This is a genomic window from Galactobacillus timonensis, from assembly GCF_900240265.1.
GTDB lineage: Bacteria > Bacillota_I > Bacilli_A > Erysipelotrichales > Erysipelotrichaceae > Bulleidia > Bulleidia timonensis.
Genome location: NZ_LT964739.1, coordinates 2141919 through 2159840, shown reverse-complemented (window position 1 = coordinate 2159840; position 17922 = coordinate 2141919). Strand labels below are relative to the sequence as shown.

General features: G+C 47.9%; 17 protein-coding genes and 1 pseudogene. 13 read left to right on the top strand and 5 right to left on the bottom strand.

Annotation, left to right across the window (positions count from 1 at the left end; genetic code table 11):
• The 7 genes from C1714_RS10255 to C1714_RS10225 all read left to right on the top strand — a co-directional run bounded on the left by C1714_RS10255 (window position 1) and on the right by C1714_RS10225 (window position 5640).
• The gene (locus C1714_RS10255) at window positions 1–1197 is read left to right on the top strand and encodes an acetate/propionate family kinase (RefSeq protein ID WP_102343070.1); all 1197 of its coding nucleotides are present in this window, start codon (window positions 1–3) and stop codon (window positions 1195–1197) included.
• On the top strand, window positions 1194–2165 hold the full coding sequence (locus tag C1714_RS10250) for a DHH family phosphoesterase (protein WP_102343069.1): 972 nt from the start codon (window positions 1194–1196) through the stop codon (window positions 2163–2165). Before C1714_RS10255 ends, C1714_RS10250 begins: the two co-directional genes overlap by 4 nt.
• A gap of 76 nt (window positions 2166–2241) precedes the next feature.
• The gene (locus C1714_RS10245) at window positions 2242–2523 is read left to right on the top strand and encodes an HU family DNA-binding protein (RefSeq protein ID WP_102343068.1); all 282 of its coding nucleotides are present in this window, start codon (window positions 2242–2244) and stop codon (window positions 2521–2523) included.
• A gap of 312 nt (window positions 2524–2835) precedes the next feature.
• Window positions 2836–3006, top strand: coding sequence for a hypothetical protein (locus tag C1714_RS14295; RefSeq protein ID WP_210115296.1), 171 nt, complete (start codon window positions 2836–2838; stop codon window positions 3004–3006).
• Between the two features lie 414 nt (window positions 3007–3420).
• Window positions 3421–3894 carry a DUF6431 domain-containing protein gene (locus tag C1714_RS10235; RefSeq protein ID WP_135567918.1) on the top strand — a complete coding sequence of 158 codons (474 nt, stop codon included), beginning with the start codon at window positions 3421–3423 and terminating at the stop codon, window positions 3892–3894.
• 34 nt (window positions 3895–3928) lie between these two features.
• Window positions 3929–5344, top strand: a complete 1416-nt coding sequence (locus C1714_RS10230) for an ISL3 family transposase (protein WP_167850016.1) — start codon at window positions 3929–3931, stop codon at window positions 5342–5344.
• Entirely contained in the window at window positions 5341–5640 is a 300-nt protein-coding gene (locus C1714_RS10225; protein ID WP_102343066.1) for a hypothetical protein, read from the top strand. The genes C1714_RS10230 and C1714_RS10225 overlap by 4 nt, the downstream gene beginning before the upstream one ends.
• A 25-nt stretch (window positions 5641–5665) precedes the next feature.
• Here the strand turns inward: C1714_RS10225 and C1714_RS10220 are convergent, their stop codons facing one another.
• Entirely contained in the window at window positions 5666–6511 is an 846-nt protein-coding gene (locus tag C1714_RS10220) for an aldehyde dehydrogenase family protein (protein ID WP_102343065.1), read from the bottom strand.
• 2 nt (window positions 6512–6513) lie between these two features.
• On the bottom strand, window positions 6514–7290 hold the full coding sequence (gene proB / locus C1714_RS10215; RefSeq protein ID WP_102343064.1) for a glutamate 5-kinase: 777 nt from the start codon (window positions 7288–7290) through the stop codon (window positions 6514–6516).
• 141 nt (window positions 7291–7431) lie between these two features.
• Between proB and C1714_RS10210 the strand changes: the two genes are divergently transcribed.
• From C1714_RS10210 to C1714_RS10195, 3 genes are all read left to right on the top strand, one after another.
• Window positions 7432–7626: a hypothetical protein gene (locus tag C1714_RS10210; protein WP_135567930.1), complete on the top strand. Its 195-nt coding sequence runs from the start codon at window positions 7432–7434 to the stop codon at window positions 7624–7626.
• 833 nt (window positions 7627–8459) lie between these two features.
• A complete protein-coding gene (locus C1714_RS10200) occupies window positions 8460–9002 on the top strand; it encodes a hypothetical protein (protein WP_102343061.1) in 543 nt (180 codons plus the stop codon).
• A gap of 218 nt (window positions 9003–9220) precedes the next feature.
• The gene (locus tag C1714_RS10195) at window positions 9221–10612 is read left to right on the top strand and encodes an ISL3 family transposase (protein WP_102341307.1); all 1392 of its coding nucleotides are present in this window, start codon (window positions 9221–9223) and stop codon (window positions 10610–10612) included.
• Window positions 10613–10982: 370 nt separating this feature from the next.
• On the opposite strand, the gene C1714_RS10190 is transcribed toward C1714_RS10195, so the two are convergent.
• The 3 genes and pseudogenes from C1714_RS10190 to C1714_RS10180 all read right to left on the bottom strand — a co-directional run.
• A complete protein-coding gene (locus C1714_RS10190) occupies window positions 10983–12206 on the bottom strand; it encodes an ATP-binding protein (protein WP_210115295.1) in 1224 nt (407 codons plus the stop codon).
• Between the two features lie 256 nt (window positions 12207–12462).
• The gene (locus tag C1714_RS10185) at window positions 12463–13965 is read right to left on the bottom strand and encodes an LCP family protein (RefSeq protein ID WP_102343059.1); all 1503 of its coding nucleotides are present in this window, start codon (window positions 13963–13965) and stop codon (window positions 12463–12465) included.
• Between the two features lie 146 nt (window positions 13966–14111).
• Window positions 14112–15073, bottom strand: a pseudogene (locus C1714_RS10180) (UDP-N-acetyl glucosamine 2-epimerase); the annotation flags it as partial.
• Between the two features lie 434 nt (window positions 15074–15507).
• Here C1714_RS10180 and C1714_RS10170 point away from each other — a divergent pair.
• The 3 genes from C1714_RS10170 to C1714_RS10160 are packed head-to-tail and all read left to right on the top strand — an operon-like array spanning window position 15508 to window position 17727.
• Entirely contained in the window at window positions 15508–15981 is a 474-nt protein-coding gene (locus C1714_RS10170; RefSeq protein WP_135567852.1) for a DUF6431 domain-containing protein, read from the top strand.
• A 34-nt stretch (window positions 15982–16015) separates the two neighbouring features.
• The gene (locus tag C1714_RS10165) at window positions 16016–17431 is read left to right on the top strand and encodes an ISL3 family transposase (protein ID WP_167849870.1); all 1416 of its coding nucleotides are present in this window, start codon (window positions 16016–16018) and stop codon (window positions 17429–17431) included.
• Complete coding sequence (locus C1714_RS10160; RefSeq protein WP_102341322.1) at window positions 17428–17727, top strand: hypothetical protein; 300 nt, start codon at window positions 17428–17430, stop codon at window positions 17725–17727. The genes C1714_RS10165 and C1714_RS10160 overlap by 4 nt, the downstream gene beginning before the upstream one ends.
• Window positions 17728–17922: the final 195 nt, after the last annotated feature.

The window sequence follows — 17922 nt, the reverse complement described above, 5'->3', positions numbered from 1 at the left end:
ATGAGCAAGGTTATTGCAGTCAATTCGGGTTCTTCATCCCTTAAGTTCCAGCTGTTCGACATGCCGAGTGAGAAGGTTCTCACCTCGGGTCAGGCAGAGCGGATCGGGCAGGCCATGGGACAGTTCACAATCAAGGTGAACGGTGAGAAACATGTACAGCAGCTTCCGATTCCGGATCACAAGAAGGCGGTTGATCTTCTTCTGAAGGCTCTGGTGGATGAGGGCATCGTCAAGAGTCTGGATGAGATCAAGGGTGCAGGACACCGCATCGTCCAGGGTGGTTCCTACTTTGATCAGTCGGTTGTTGTGACGAAGGATGTTGAAGACAAGGTCGAGGAACTGGCGCCGCTGGCTCCGCTGCACAATCCGGCCCATCTGGTGTGCTACCGTGCATTCAAGGAGGCACTTCCGCATGTTGGTCATGTATTTGTGTTTGATACGGCGTTCCATCAGACGATGGGCCCGGAAAGCTATCTCTTCCCTGTACCGTATGAGTGGTATACGGATCATAAGGTGCGCCGTTATGGTGCTCACGGTACGTCGCACTACTATGTCAACCGCCGCGCTGCTGAACTGATGGGCAGGCCGGTTGAGGATCTGAACATGATCACCTGCCATCTTGGCAACGGTGCATCCATCACGGCCATCCGTGGCGGCAAGTGCATTAATACGTCGATGGGTCTGACGCCGCTTGGAGGCATCATGATGGGTACGCGTTCGGGCGATATTGATCCGACGGTTGTCTTCTATATGGAAAAGGTTCTCAATCTTTCTCCGGATGATATGGATACGATCCTGAACAAGAAGAGCGGCATGCTTGGTGTTTCCGGCATTTCTTCGGATGCCCGTGATATTCAGGCGGCTGTCAACGAGGGCAATGAGCGTGCAATTCTGACGGTCAACCTGTATGCCAACCGTGCAGTCAACGTGATCGGCGGCTATTACATGGAACTTGGCCATACGGATGCGATCGTGTTTACAGCCGGCCTTGGCGAGAACGATGATATGACGCGTGAGCGGATCCTGAAGGGCCTGGAAGAGGGCATGGGACTGTCCATTGACTATGAGCTGAATCATACGATCCATGGTAAGGAGGCTCTGATCTCGAAGCCGGATTCCAAGGTTCAGGTCTGGGTCATTCCGACCAATGAAGAACTGATGATTGCGCGTGATACCGTGCGTCTGCTCGGTTTATGAGCCGCAGTTTTGAAGGCCTGCTGGAGGAAATTCGGCAGGCCTCTGTGATCACGCTGTTCCGTCATGAAAATCCGGACTGTGACGCCGTCGGTTCACAACTCGGTCTGAAGACTTGGCTGGAAGAAAACTTCCCCGAAAAGAAGGTCTATGCGCTTGGCAATGAAAGCATCTCCAGTCCAAAGTGGCCGAAGCCTGATCATGTGGATGATGCGGTGGTCAGAAGCAGTCTTGCGATTGTTCTGGATACGCCGGACATTGCGCGGGTGGATGATCATCGCTTTCTGAGTGCAGCTTCAATCGTCAAGATCGATCATCATCCGCTGGTGGATTCCTATGCGAAACTGGAGTTTGTCTATACGGATGCGGCCGCTACCTGTGAGATTCTGGCTGATTTCTTTCAGCAGATGGAGACGCAGGAGAATCTTGTGTTCTCCAGATCCGCTGCGGAATATATCTTTTCAGGCTTACTGACGGATACGCTGAGCTTCAAGACGACCAATACGACGCCGCATACGCTGGCGACAGGGGCGTATATCGCTTCGAAGGGCATCTCGATCCCGGAGCTGTGGCACGGGGTGTTTGATGTCAGTCTCCATGAGTTTCAGTTTGCCGGCTTCATCCGCTCGCAGGCCCAGTTTGTCGGGAATCATACCGTGTATGTCGTTGTGAGCCGGGAAGACATGAGCCGCTGGAACATGGCGCCGGGTGATGCGCGGTCCTTTGTGTCGCAGTTCATGGGCGTCAGGGAGATCGAGTGCTGGGCGGTATTTACGGAGAAAACCGGTGAGGATGGTTCCGTTCTATTCGATGGCAGTCTGCGGTCGGCCCATGTGCAGCTCAATGATCTGGCGGCGAACTATCATGGTGGTGGCCACAGGAATGCCTGCGGGGTGAAGAATCTGAGCTATGAGGATCTCAAGCAGCTGCTGGGGCAGATGAGTGAGCGTGCAGAGGCTTACTTAAGCTAATTGGCGTACTTCATTTGTCAAGTATTGAATGCATAAAACATGGTGATAATATGGAATCACGTGGAGGAAATAACACATGGAAACAGTAAACAAGAAGAGCATTTCTGAAAAGATTGCAGAAGATCACAACCTGACCAAGAAAGAGGCCGGTGATATTGTCAGCGAAGTATTCGAGCTGATGACGGCTGCCCTCAAGGATGGCAATAAGGTTGATATTACAGGCTTCGGGAAGTTCGAAGTCAAGACACGTGCAGCACGTGAAGGCATCAACCCGCAGACAAAGGAGAAGATTGAGATTCCGGCTTCCAAGATCCCGGGATTCAAGGCTTCCAAGTCTCTGAAGGACGAGGTTCGCTGAGCATTCTTCTCTGCATCGAGCAGAATAAAAGAGGCAGAACGGTGGAAGTAACATTCCCGCTGTTCTGCCTTTTATTATGTTTCAGCGTACCTGTCCGTTTCCGATAATCATGTATTTATAGGTACACAGCTCCCTCAGGCCCATCGGTCCGCGGGCATGGAGCTTCTGGGTAGAGATGCCCATTTCGCATCCCATGCCGAAACAGCCGCCGTCAGTGAAGCGTGTGCTTGCGTTGACGTAGAGGCAGGCACTGTCGATGCGGGAGGCAAATGAAGCAATGTCCCTGGCGCTGTTGGAGATGATCGCTTCCGAGTGATGGGTGGAATGGGCGTTGATATGGGCGATGGCGGTTTCCGTATCCGGAACAACCTTTACGGCAAGAATATAGTCAAGAAATTCCGTATCAAAGTCTTTGGGGCCGGCTGGCGTTCCCGGAATGATCGCAGCCGCTTGCGGATCCAGGCGCAGCTCGACCGGGACTAGACCCTTTGCCGTACGCTCATCGACGAGACGTTTCTTCAGCTGCGGAAGAAACTGTGCGGCAACCGGTTCTTCGACGAGCAGTACTTCCTCTGCGTTGCATACGGAGGGACGGGAGCACTTGGCATTTTCAATAATCGACTATCTAAAAATAGATGGGGTTTGGGGGTGCCTCTAAGAAATCCTGGGATTGATGATCCGGGAGGAGTTAAAGAGCTATAAACCCTCATGGGGAGGCACAACGGCCTTCTCCTTTTCGTATTTACCGATTATCATGCGGTTAGAGACATCAATAGAAAGGAAAAGGTTCAGAGACTAGTTTCCAGCCATCTCTGAACCCATAACCAAAACCATGGTTAGTGTACCACATTCACAATACAAAATTGTTAAACATCCTAATCATCTGAATGATTTTTGATGAAATGCAGCGAACCTGTTTTGGATCCTGAAACAGGCCTGCCAATGAGATTCTGCGGAACTGCCAGAAGGTGCGTTAAAACGCCAAAAGGTTCTTACTGGATCTGGATTCCTGTCGCCGTCTCTTCCAACGGAAGACATCACCGTGTTCTCCCTGATTTCCTTGTCCCTTACAAGCACTACTCGGTGCAGACCATCGAATCGGCTCTGGACAATGATCTGGATCTTGATCGTTATTCGCTTCCTTCCGATTCTTCCGTTTACCGTTGGAACAAATGGCTCGATAAGCTCATTGTGCAGCTCCGGATTTTCCTGAAGCTGGTTGATCCGCCTGATTCGCTGCTTCAACAGCTTCGTGTTCTATTCCGGCGTGATGTCCGCCGGGCTCCAGAATATGATTCTTCCAGTGGCTGGGTGGCCGGAATCAATCTCTGCCTGAATAGGCCAAATGACTTTGACTTGGGCCTTTCCTGATCTTCCCCTATGCTGGGCTCAAAGGAGAAGATCTATGTCCGAACAATCTGATAAACAGGCCATTCTTGAATTCTTTAACCTCGATACAGGCAGTGTGGAGAATGTCATCTTCCATAATGACAATGGCAGTGCGTCTGTCCATGTTTTACTGCGGCCGGATCATCCGCCTTGTCCCGATTGCGGCTGTACCCTGCCAAGGGTTAAGGACTACATTGACAAGAAGATAAGCCACGGCGTCTTTACTGATCGTGAGTGCACCATCTTCTATCATGCCCGCAGGTACATCTGTCCTGTCTGTCATCGAACGTACTATGAGAACAATCCATTCTGTTTCAGGAAGCAGCACATCTCCGCCCTCACGGTTGAAAACATTCTGAACGATTTGAAGATTCAGACCGAGACCTTCGCTTCCGTCGCTAAGCGGTATCACATCTCTCCCACAACCGCTGCCTCCGTCTTCGATGCCCACGTAAAGGAGGCGCGAAGACCTCTGCCCACATTGATGTGCTGGGATGAGAACTACGCATTTTATCATCCGGGAGAGAACTCAAAATATGTGTTCGTTATTCTCGACTTTGAGTCACAGGAGCCGGTGGATATCCTGCCAAGCAGAAGAAAAGATTATCTGCTCAGCTACTTTCTCAAAATCCCAGTGGAAGAGCGAAAGCGCGTCAAAATGATTGCCACGGACATGTATAGTGAATACCGCGCCATCATACGTCAGCTGTTCCCTAAGGCCTATCATTCCGTTGACCATTATCATGTCAGCCAGGAGCTCTCCAGAAAGGCTGACAGCGTCCGGATCAGAGTAATGAAGCAGACTCCAAAATATATTGAAGGCACAAAAACACAAACCAACGAGTATTATCTGCTGAAGACATTCAACTGGATGATATTCAAGCGGCTGGACGCCAGAGACAAAGATGGTAAAAAGCTGTTCGATCCCGGCCATCCAAGGAAAATGAACCGCAAGCTGAACCGGTTCCTCAATTATTACGAAATTAAAGCCATGATCGAAGCCGTTCATCCCGATTTGAAAAAGGCATGGGACCTCAAGGATGACGTTGTGGACTTCTATGACAACTGCACTTACGATACTGCTCCCCAGGAGCTGAACAAACTGATTCAGTCCTTCGCAGCCAGTGGTATTCCGGAAATGAAAGAGTTCTCCCGCACCCTGATCAGCTGGAGAGAGGAGATTATCAACTCCTTCATTGTCGTAAAGCAGCGTCATACAGTCGATAAGGACACAGGCCAGGTGGTAGTGTCCGACATAAAACTGAATAACGGATTGATGGAGAACCGGAACTCAATCATCAAGACGATCAAGAAAGCAGCCAACGGATATACCAACTGGGACAGGTTCCGCAGCCGCTGCCTCTATGTGCTCAGAAAGAACTCCAAGCCAATGTTGAATCCTGTCATTCCGCCAAAGAAGATTAAGCAATGACTTCAACCAGCTTTCAGCCCCTGAGCCCCGAACAGGCATGGATCACTGCAGAAGGAGCCCGTTTGTATGGCAAAGAAGCAGAACAATATCTGCAGGCCAGCATTCGTTCCATGAACCGAATATGCCGCTCAGCACAGCGATTAATGCGCGGCATTGAATGTGAGCTGAAGCAGCGTAACCAAACGAGCAATATGACTCTGTATGCCATGAACACAGACGAGATGCTTGCCCGCATCGCCATCTATTGCGAGATGTTTTTGAACGAATACGAAGTACTTCAGGAGACGCAGCCGTAACAGGCGGTCTCCTTTTCCTTTCCATTCAAAAACCGCCTGTTTTACCAGACGGTTTCGTGGCGGGATAAACCTTCATGGGGTACCCCGACACCCCAAGTTTTTTTACTTCGTTTTCGAGGCATCCCCAGATAAATTTAGATCGCCCAATAATCTTCAATGCCATGGCAAGATCGGCCGTCTGTTCGACATAGACGTGGCAGATGCCGGTTCCGGTTTCGATGACGGGAACGGTCGCATTTTCTACGCAGGCAGAGATGAGATTTTTCCCGCCCCGTGGAATCAAGAGATCTACATAGCCGTTGGCAGTCATGAGGGCGTTGGCCGAGGCATGTGATGTGTCTTCGATCAGCTGGATGCGATCCCTGCGCAATCCGGCCTCTTCCAGGCCGTTCTGGAGCGATTTTACGATGGCATGGGCAGAATTCCATGCCTGGCGTCCGGAGCGCAGAATAACCGTGTTTCCGCTCTTTAAACCGAGGGCTGCGGCGTCACTGGTGACGTTGGGACGGGATTCATAGATGATCGCAAGAACTCCGAAGGGTACGGCTTCCTTCTGGATATGGAGGCCGTTGTCTGTGGTGTAGTCTTCCAGAATCTGATGGACGGGAGAGGGCAGGGCGATAAGGGAGCGGATGCCTTCGGCCATGGCCTGAATCCGTGAAGAATTGAGACCTAGCCGATCCAGCATGACGGTAGAGACCGTTCCTTCTGCACCATTGCAGTCTTCTTGGTTTGCGGCAAGGATGGCGCTGCTATCAGCGATCAGATGATCTGCCATTGCGGCAAGCGCACGGTTGATGGCAGTGTCATCGGGAATCGGATTGTTCTTTTCGGCCTTTGCACGGGCAAGAATTTCTTCGGTCGTGATCATGTTTATTTCCCCTGGGCAAGAAAGAGAGTTCCGGCAGGTTTTCCTTCAAGCAGGTCATAGATCAGCTCGGGGGTGCTGCCGTTGAGGATGGCCATGTCGATGCCGGCTTTTGTGCACATGTCGGCGGCATGAAGCTTGGTAACCATTCCGCCGGTGCCTTGGCCGCTGATGGAGTCGCCGCCGAGCTTTTCAATGTCTTCAGTGATGCCGTGGACTTCATGGATCAGAGTCGCATTGGGATCCTTGTTGGGATCGGCCGTGTAAAGGCCGTCAATATCGGAATACAGAACCAGCAGATCAGCGTGACAGTGGCAGGCTACGATGGCCGCAAGTGTGTCATTATCGCCGATGGATATGATTTCGGCAGCGTTCATGGTGTCATTTTCATTGATGATCGGGATGACGCTGTGATGGATGAGATACTCCATGGTTGCCTGGAAGCTTGCAACTTTTTCTTCGCTGGCCATATCGTCGCCGGTGATCAGAATCTGGGACACGGTTTCACCATATCCCTCGAAGAGGCGGTCATAGGTATACATGAGCTCGCACTGTCCGACGGAAGCATATGCCTGTTTCTCGACGACAGAAGTCGGCCGCTTGGCAAAGCGAAGTTTATTGACGCCCATCGCGATGGCGCCGGAAGAGACAAGAATCATTTCATTGCCGGCATTCTGCAGATCCGAAAGGATCTTGACAAGACGTTCCACATGCCGGATATTCAGACCGAACGATGGATATACAAGCGTAGAAGTTCCAACCTTGACTACGATACGTGACATTCAATACCTCCGCAAATTTGAATATTTCCTTGATTATACGAAAATACAAAGCCGTTGAGGCGGATTTCTGCACTTGAAGGTACAGAACGTTCGCGAATATCTTTGGATCCGGTATAATCAGACCAAAGCGAGGAAAATAAGATGATCGACCCTAAAATGGATCAGCGAAACGCAATGGATAAGAATGATGCCTTTTCGAAGCAGTACGACTCCCAGCGTTCCCAGAATCATGAATCCAGTCATTCAAAATTCCTGAAGAACCAGAAAGACAAGAAAATTCTTGCGATCATTCTGATTGTCATCGTGGTTATGATGATCATTTCCAGTGCCCTGTGATCAAACAGGTTTCAGCAGGGGAGCGGAAGGGGCACTCTAGTTAAGCAGAGGAAAAGGTAAGGCAACATTCAGGCAAAACATGTTCAACTGCAATCGGCTACCGCTGCAGCAAACAATAGAACAAAAGAACACAATAATAAAGAACCAATTTTGTGATCTGTTTCACATAACTGATATCTATCCATTTGTAAAGCCCGCTCAGATAATCAGAAAATATTCAGAAAAAGAAATATCAATTATGCACCGGCGATTGACCCAGGAAACAGTTGATGCTCAATGCATTCTTCGTAACGGAACAGCCTGAGCGGTGTCCTCAGCCGCAGCCATAAATGAATAATGGTCTTGGCAGCATTATTCTCCAGGAAAAACCATACGGGCTAGTAACCGTGAAAAGACAGAGATCCGTCCGTAGTCCGTCCGAGGTGTTACATTCCTCATGCAGATACGTCAGGAACAAGCAGTTGGACAGGATAAAGACAATCGAACGATGAGCCGTGAAAAGCTCCTACAGATCATGAGAGTGGTGCAGCGGAAAAACACTCGTATTACAACGGGTCGATTCGAAAAAAATGATATAAAAAGCGGATATTTAAAAATTTGAGGGGATGGTGACCTGCATTTCAAGGTGATGGGGTTGCCATCTTTTATGTATGTCTGTGAAAGTTTAAGACTCTGGGGTTTGCTTTTTTTGTACAGGTATTGTTCGAATTGGATGAAAAAGACTATCCTTCAGGTAAAGGAGGAATGTTGAGCTCCTGGCAATAATAAAAGCTGGCATCCCCAAACCCTTCGCAGTCCAGCATATGCCAGCGACTCCATTATAGACCTGTCTGATGATCATGATTCATTGTCATTTGCACAAGCTCGTGGAGTTTGTTAAGAATCGCCTGATTCATTCCTCAAACGATTCTTCCACACAGGAAATCATTACAAGAGCTGTTCAGGTCTTTTATGATCAGTCGGTTTCCGAACTGATTGTGAATAATGGCTATCTGTATTACGCAAAGTACAGCAGAAGATTTACCATTCTTGATCATACTGTGCCACTGATCATTAAGCGTGTTTACCGGAAAGGCTCGTCTGCAGATGCAGTTCTGCTGTCTTTCATGATCCCCTACAGCAGCCGCACCGCGGACAATTTTACCGCTGTTCTTGCTTCATGCGGGGATCGATCCTTTACCGTTGAAGAAAGCGGTAATTCCTTTGACTATGACGCTGTACGGCTGATCCGCTGGAAGTTCAACCGGTACTGGCAGAGTATTCTCAATACCAGGCGCATTTACCTCAATACGGATATAACCACGAATTGTATTACCCTGCTTGGCAGGCAGTTCCTGCAGAACAGAAAGCTGCGCTGCCAGCTCGTTTTCACATGACCTCTTTTTCTCACAGCAGGAATATCAAAGAAGCCTCTGCGTTCCTATTCTGAGGGCAGAAGGGATGAAAGCCGATCAATACCGAACGAAGGAACGTTTCACCTCATCATTTTGAAGAAAAGCCCTTCGTTCATCATTTTGATTCGGCTTTCCGGAAAGGAATTCATGCATGGTATACGGTATTCAATCGATTCCCTGCAGAATCAGAGGTCATCGGTATGTCTCTTAACACGAATAAAGAGGACATCATGGAGCTCTTCGGCCTGGAAGACAGTGATGTGGAGGACTTCCAGTATCAGAACTTGAATGGAAATGCACAGATCTCAGTCCGGCTCGTTCCGCACTATGAGCCCTGCCCGGAATGCGGCTGTAAAACTCCAAGGATCAAAGATTATTACTGGAAGAAGATTACGCACAGTGTTCTTTCTGATCGTAAATGTACGCTGCTTTACCGGGCCAGACGATATGTCTGTCCGGTATGTCATCGAACCTATGCAGAGAAGAATCCATTCTCCTTTGGCAGTATGAGTATCTCCGCATTCACGGTTCAGAGAGTGCTCACGGATCTGAAGAACTATAACGAGACATTCTCTTCCGTTGCGCGCAGGTATCATCTCTCTCCTGCCACAGCTGCCTATCTGTTTGATGATCACGTCAGTCTTCCCAGGAAACCTCTGCCGGAGATGATCAGCTTTGATGAAGTCTATGCCTTCCGCAACTACAGCGAGAAATTCGTCTGTGTTCTTATGGATTTCCAGAGACAGACGCCCATTGATTTCCTGAACTCCAGACGGGAAGATCGGCTGCTCAGCTACTTTATGAAGATCCCGCTGGAAGAGCGGAAGAAAGTCAAAGCCTGTTCCTTCGATATGTACGATACCTATCGAACGGTCATGAAGAAGTGTTTCCCGAACAGTATCGGTATCGTGGACAGATTCCATCTCTGCCAGGAACTGGGACGCCAGACCGACAGTGTTCGAATCCGTGCCATGAAAGGAACCACAAAAGGTTCCGATGAATACTATCTTCTCAAGAAGTTCAACTGGATTCTCTACAGGCATTCCGACAGCAGCACAAAAGATGGTAAGAAGCTGTTCGATCCAAACGGACAGAGAAGATATAACAATCATTTCAAATTTCCGATTAACTACTATGATCTCCGCGAGAAGCTCCTGAAAATAAGCCCTGAGCTGATGGAGTCATGGAATCTGAAAGAAAAAGTATACGACTACTATGAGACCGCCACGCCCAACGATAGGGAGCAGAAACTGAACGAACTGATTACGGAGTTCAGGAAGTCTCAGGTACCGGAAATGCGTCACTTCGCCAGCACACTGACCAAATGGCGGACCGAAATCATCAATTCTCTTACTACCTACGGCTACATCTACAAGGTCGATTCCAAGACCGGCAAACCCAATGCCTATCATAAGCGGATGACCAATGCGATCATTGAAAACCGAAACTCAATCTGTAAGTGCATCAAGAAGAATGCGAACGGCTATCACAACTGGGACAGATTCCGCAACCGCCTCATGTACGTTCTGGACAAGGATGCGACCTACTCATTGAACCCGATACACTCGAATGTCACAAAAACGGCGAAATAAAAACTTGGCCTCACAGCTGTTCAAACCAGTTGTAAGGTCATGTCTTACTTCAGATGACTCGGGCGCTGAGTTCATGATTATGGGGCGCCAGTTACCCCAGAGATTTATCGCTCCGGTTTGACTCTAACCCCACACATTTCAAAAGCGCCTAAAAAGCTCTGAAATTCAAAAGAACGACGAATTGCACGTACTTCGCATAATGTATGTTATGCGATTTATATAAGAATATCAAATTGAACTTTCCGGCATCTTATCAATCGTCGAGACTATCGCGAATATAGCGTATCTATCGCGAATATAACGAGATCTTTACGTTCTTGTTATATTCACTCAATCGCAAATATATCTAATAATCGCTCTTCAAAGCTGATCATTTAAGAGGGTCATTTGGGTCGCCACGGTCTTGTAGTACGAACTGAAGCATAGGGTTAGCTTCAACCTTTGCCGTTGTAGCCCCTTTCGGTCTGCCAACGCGCCTCTTGTCTGTATTCCCGTTTAATAGCTTCTTTACAACCAATCCGGTCAATTCAGACGCATCATCAAGCTCCGGATGCTTTTTATGGATGGCTTCAACCGCTTCCCTGATATGTTGATCTGAGTAAGTGTCTGGAAACATCCCTTTTACGTTGGCCAGTACTTCTTCCTTCACCATTTTCTCCGGTGCCTGACTCATAGTCTTCGATGCAATGGCTTTCTTTTCTTCTTCGGATTGCTTATCCATAGCGTTATGCGTATTATCCAAGGATTCCTTATATGCCTTGGCCAAATCAGCTTCATGTTTAAAGGTGTTCGAGCTGTTCTGACTAAGTGCTTTCTTCATCATCGAAAAGCGTCGATTTAGAACATCCCGAATGTAAGCCAAGGTAACTTCTGGCGGATTTGGCTTGCTTACATAATCAGCCGAAATGGTGATGTAAATGAGTATGATGTAGGCAATCACGCCATGGGAAGCCATATAAATCTCGTGCTTCATTTCCGGAGTAAAATCGATCCGCCTGTTAAACCACTGGTATTGAGCGATAACCTCAAACATCGTATTAAAGTATTCTTCATCGGCCTTATAACGATCAATCGGGATTTGAAGCCCTACCCGCCTGGCTATCTGCTCCACCCGAGTGATGCTGCTGATTGCCTCGGTGGTTCCGACCACGCCGATTGCAACCTGCGTCTGGTTTGCAAGAGACATCAAGGCGTTGAAACTATTCTCCGTTTTGGATTCGAAATTCATTTGCTGGACTTCATCGAACACGATCAAACCAATCGCATATTGCTGAATGGCTGATTCCACCCTTCTCAGCATGTCGCCAAGCGTACTTCTGGAATTCCCGCGGATCATCATCTCACATTCGTTGTTTGGATTTCCAAGATACAAGTCAAGCTGTCTGCCGATATCTTGATAAAGAACGCGGAAGTTTGAATTAGGCGGGCATGTAACAAGAATATAAGGGATCTGAATTGTCTTCGAGCCATCTTCATTCGTGTGCCGAATTACTTTCGGATAGTAGTCTAAGGCAATACGAAGTGCACTCGTCTTTCCGCTACCAGACTCTCCGATGATGTTAAAACCGATTACAGCTGCACCATAATCACCCACCAAGCTATTCTGCGCTTTGATCCGTTCTCCCTGCACAATGATTTCTGAACGTTTTAATGGATATGAAAGTTCTTGCCTACACTGCCGCGGCGATCGTTATCCTCCGAATAGCTTTTCATAATCATGATCCCTCCGAAAATTGCAAAACAGAAAGAACCCGCAGACCTTCAGGTTTCTTACCTGACAGCCCTGCGGGTTATAAATTACTCGTATGACGGCAGTCAGATTTTACTTGACGCCCACATTTGAAATCCATTTAAAAATCCGAATCTGATAATTCTTCTCCATTCAGGATTTTCTTTAAAAGTGCGGAGGCCTTCGAAACCTTCTCCTCATCCTGGTACATAACATAAACTTTTGTATTCGGCATGGAATAGGTATAATCACTTCCTCCGCTCCCGGTGACTGCATACTGCCTGATGTCCCAAGATGACATATCCTCCAGCTGCATTTTCACCAGAGAGGTAAAAATGTCGGTCGACAGGCTGGTCTGAAACATCCCGCTCAGGCTGTCCATGATTCCGCTGAAATTATTCAACAGTGTTGTCCCGGATGTAACTTTTTTGATCACTGCTTCAATCACCATCATCTGATGTTTTCCACGCGCGTTATCTCCGGAGACCTGATGATGCCGATCTCTTGCAAAAGCCAGCGCTTTGGCGCCATCCATTTCATTCGGTCCCACTACAAAGTCATATTTTCCGACAGAAAAGGCAACATCAGAATCTACAGTGATGCCGCCGATCGCATCGATCAATGTCTCAAAACCTGTAAAATTGATTTGCGCATAGTAATCCACATCAACTCCGTAGAGATTGCCCAGTCCCTTCATCGAACAATCCACACCATAAATGCCCAGATGCGTCAATTTATCATACGAGTTGCCTCCGGCAGGATTCTTCACATAGTAATCTCTCGGTGTGTTCAGCAGAAGCACCTGTTTCGTCTGCGGATTTACCGCCATCAGAATATTGACATCGCTTCGACTGACATCCAGTACTTTGCTTCTGGTATCTGAGCCGCTGATATACAGGATGAATGGCTTGATCTGTATTTCATCCTGCAAATCCGCAGTTGCGGATGGAGAAGGAGCCACACTATCCGTTGCTTCAACAGAGATCTCATAAATCAGGCGGGTCTTTGATTCAAAATCGCTGAAGTCTTCCGTGTCCTTCAGGATATTGACAAATGTTTCATTCATAATGAGTGCATCTGTCTTCTTTTCATAAAGCGCCCGGGCAGCCTCGTCTGTAGAATCAAAATTTCGGGTCGTGATTTTACCGGATACGGCAGTATTGATCTTCTCAATGGCTTCCTCCATATAGGTCGCATAGGTCGATTTGGAAACCGCAAATATGTCTTCCGCCAAATCTGAAATCTCTTCTGCCTTGCTATCCTTTAGCACATAGACACCAATCGTTGAATAACTCACCGTCTGCTGTTCCGTTACAGAAGAAATCATATTGTCAACCTTGTCCAGATATGTAGTTCCGAAGAAAGATACACAGCCCATGATTGCTGCCAGAATCACCGCAAAAATCCGCCGAACCTTTCTTGGCCGGGAAGGACTTTTCCCTGCACCGGCAAAAAGGAGAAGTGCGGCACCCACAAGAGCTGACATCAGCACAATAATCAAAAACAGCAGATACTTATCCGGCAGGACATTCAGCTTGATGACCTTCAGCAGAATCATAAGTTCCAGAATCAACTGCAGAGCAAAAATCAAAAAGGCAATTGGAAACCATTTTTTCTTTGGCATATTGTACTCCTTCCTAGGCCCCGGACAGGGACATTTTCTTTATCAAGGCAGGAATAACGGGTTTCTTGTCTCTCATGTGCTCTTTCACATTCCTCTTTTCAAGGTTCCTGCATTTTTATATATTATGGAAGCCGCGATACCAAAATTCAGTCTTTACGCCATACCATTCTGTTGACAATTCCAGTATAGCTCTGAATAATTTTCGCGACCTTGGAAGAAACATTTTCCTCCAGGTAATCAGGTACCAGTATTCCGTATTCTCCGGCATTCGTCATTTGGATTGCCATATCGATCATTTGCAGAAGGGTATCCGTCTTGATGCCTGCCAGAAGGAAGCATCCCTTATCCATCGCCTCCGGCCGCTCCGTAGATGTCCGGATACAGGCAGCCGGGAAAGACTGGCCGATAGATGTAAAGAAACTGCTTTCCTCCGGAAGTGTCCCGCTGTCAGATACAACAGGCATTGCGTTCATCTGGAGACAGTAATAGTCATGAAAGCCGAGCGGTTCATGACAGATCACCCGCGGATCCAATTCAAATACGGTTTCTGCGAGCCGTTTTTTACTGCCTGGATGGCAGGAGTAGAGAACCGGCACATCATAAGTTCTGGCCATCTCATTCACTGCGTTGAATAACGAACTAAAATTCTCTTCCGTATCAATATTCTCTTCCCTGTGGGCGGACAGAAGGATATACTTTTTTTCTGTAGATGAGGCCGATCCAGCACATTGCTATCTTCAATCTGCTTCAGATTCTTATGCAGCACTTCTGCCATCGGAGACCCGACTACAAATGTCCGCTCCTTGGGAAGACTGCCTTCCGCCAGATACCTTCTGGCATGTTCGGAATAGCACAGATTTACATCACTGATAATATCCACTATCCTGCGGTTTGTTTCCTCAGGCAGGCACTCATCTTTGCATCGATTTCCTGCTTCCATATGAAAGATCGGTATGTGCAGACGTTTCGCTCCTATTACAGAAAGACAGGAGTTTGTGTCCCCAAGAACAAGCACGGCATCCGGCTTTTCCTCTACCATTAGATCATAAGTTTTCGCTATAATGTTTTCGATTGTTTCGCCGAGATCCTTTCCAACCGCGTTCAGATAATAGGCTCAAGTGAAAAGTTAAATTCCACTTCAGAAGGTTGGTAGAAATTAGTCGTACAGAAGCGATGAACAGGGCTGAATTCTGCTTTCTGTCATCGCTTTTTGCTTGCGTTTTTGCCTTGTGGACCTCAGAATAAAGGTATCAAGAGATCTAGACTATCTAAAAATAGATGGGGTTTGGGGGTGCCTCTAAGAAATCCTGGGATTGATGATCCGGGAGGAGTTAAAGAGCTGTAAACCCTCATGGGGAGGCACAACGGCCTTCTCCTTTTCGTATTTACCGATTATCATGCGGTTAGAGACATCAATAGAAAGGAAAAGGTTCAGAGACAAAGCTTCCCAGCACTCTCTGAACCCGTAACCAAAACCATGGTTAGTGTACCACATTCACAATACAAAATTGTTAAACATCCTAATCATCCGAATGATTTTTGATGAAATGCAGCGAACCTGTTTTGGATCCTGAAACAGGCCTGCCAATGAGATTCTGCGGAACAGCCAGAAGGTGCGTTAAAACGCCAAAAGGTTCTTACTGGATCTGGATTCCTGTCGCCGTCTCTTCCAACGGAAGACATCACCGTGTTCTCCCTGATTTCCTTGTCCCTTACAAGCACTACTCGGTGCAGACCATCGAATCGGCTCTGGACAATGATCTGGATCTTGATCGTTATTCGCTTCCTTCCGATTCTTCCGTTTACCGTTGGAACAAATGGCTCGATAAGCTCATTGTGCAGCTCCGGATTTTCCTGAAGCTGGTTGATCCGCCTGATTCGCTGCTTCAACAGCTTCGTGTTCTATTCCGGCGTGATGTCCGCCGGGCTCCGGAATATGATTCTTCCAGTGGCTGGGTGGCCGGAATCAATCTCTGCCTGAATGGGCCAAATGACTTTGACTTGGGCCTTTCCTGATCTTCCCCTATGCTGGGCTCAAAGGAGAAGATCTATGTCCGAACAATCTGATAAACAGGCCATTCTTGAATTCTTTAACCTCGATACAGGCAGTGTGGAGAATGTCATCTTCCATAATGACAATGGCAGTGCGTCTGTCCATGTTTTACTGCGGCCGGATCATCCGCCTTGTCCCGATTGCGGCTGTACCCTGCCAAGGGTTAAGGACTACATTGACAAGAAGATAAGCCACGGCGTCTTTACTGATCGTGAGTGCACCATCTTCTATCATGCCCGCAGGTACATCTGTCCTGTCTGTCATCGAACGTACTATGAGAACAATCCATTCTGTTTCAGGAAGCAGCACATCTCCGCCCTCACGGTTGAAAACATTCTGAACGATTTGAAGATTCAGACCGAGACCTTCGCTTCCGTCGCTAAGCGGTATCACATCTCTCCCACAACCGCTGCCTCCGTCTTCGATGCCCACGTAAAGGAGGCGCGAAGACCTCTGCCCACATTGATGTGCTGGGATGAGAACTACGCATTTTATCATCCGGGAGAGAACTCAAAATATGTGTTCGTTATTCTCGACTTTGAGTCACAGGAGCCGGTGGATATCCTGCCAAGCAGAAGAAAAGATTATCTGCTCAGCTACTTTCTCAAAATCCCAGTGGAAGAGCGAAAGCGCGTCAAAATGATTGCCACGGACATGTATAGTGAATACCGCGCCATCATACGTCAGCTGTTCCCTAAGGCCTATCATTCCGTTGACCATTATCATGTCAGCCAGGAGCTCTCCAGAAAGGCTGACAGCGTCCGGATCAGAGTAATGAAGCAGACTCCAAAATATATTGAAGGCACAAAAACACAAACCAACGAGTATTATCTGCTGAAGACATTCAACTGGATGATATTCAAGCGGCTGGACGCCAGAGACAAAGATGGTAAAAAGCTGTTCGATCCCGGCCATCCAAGGAAAATGAACCGCAAGCTGAACCGGTTCCTCAATTATTACGAAATTAAAGCCATGATCGAAGCCGTTCATCCCGATTTGAAAAAGGCATGGGACCTCAAGGATGACGTTGTGGACTTCTATGACAACTGCACTTACGATACTGCTCCCCAGGAGCTGAACAAACTGATTCAGTCCTTCGCAGCCAGTGGTATTCCGGAAATGAAAGAGTTCTCCCGCACCCTGATCAGCTGGAGAGAGGAGATTATCAACTCCTTCATTGTCGTAAAGCAGCGTCATACAGTCGATAAGGACACAGGCCAGGTGGTAGTGTCCGACATAAAACTGAATAACGGATTGATGGAGAACCGGAACTCAATCATCAAGACGATCAAGAAAGCAGCCAACGGATATACCAACTGGGACAGGTTCCGCAGCCGCTGCCTATATGTGCTCAGAAAGAGCTCCAAGCCAATGTTGAATCCTGTCATTCCGCCAAAGAAGGTTAAGCAATGACTTCAACCAGCTTTCAGCCCCTGAGTCCCGAGCAGACATGGATCACTGCAGAAGGAGCCTGTTTGTATGGCAAAGAAGCAGAACAATATCTGCAGGCCAGCATTCGTTCCATGAACCGAATATGCCGCTCAGCACAGCGATTAATGCGCGGCATTGAATGCGAGCTGAAGCAGTGTGACCAAACGAGCAGTATGACTCTGTATGCCATGAACACAGACGAGATGCTTGCCCGCATCGCCATCTATTGCGAGATGTTTTTGGATGAATACGAAGAACTTCAGGAGACGCAGCCGTAACAGGCGGTCTCCTTTTCCTTTCCATTCAAAAACCGCCTGTTTTACCAGACGGTTTCGTGGTGGGATAAACCTTCATGGGGTACCCTGACACCCCAAGTTTTTTTACTTCGTTTTCGAGGCATCCCCAGATAAATTTAGATCGCCGAGATCTAAAGAGACGCATTGAAAACCAGTGAACTTTTAGCAGTTCATTGT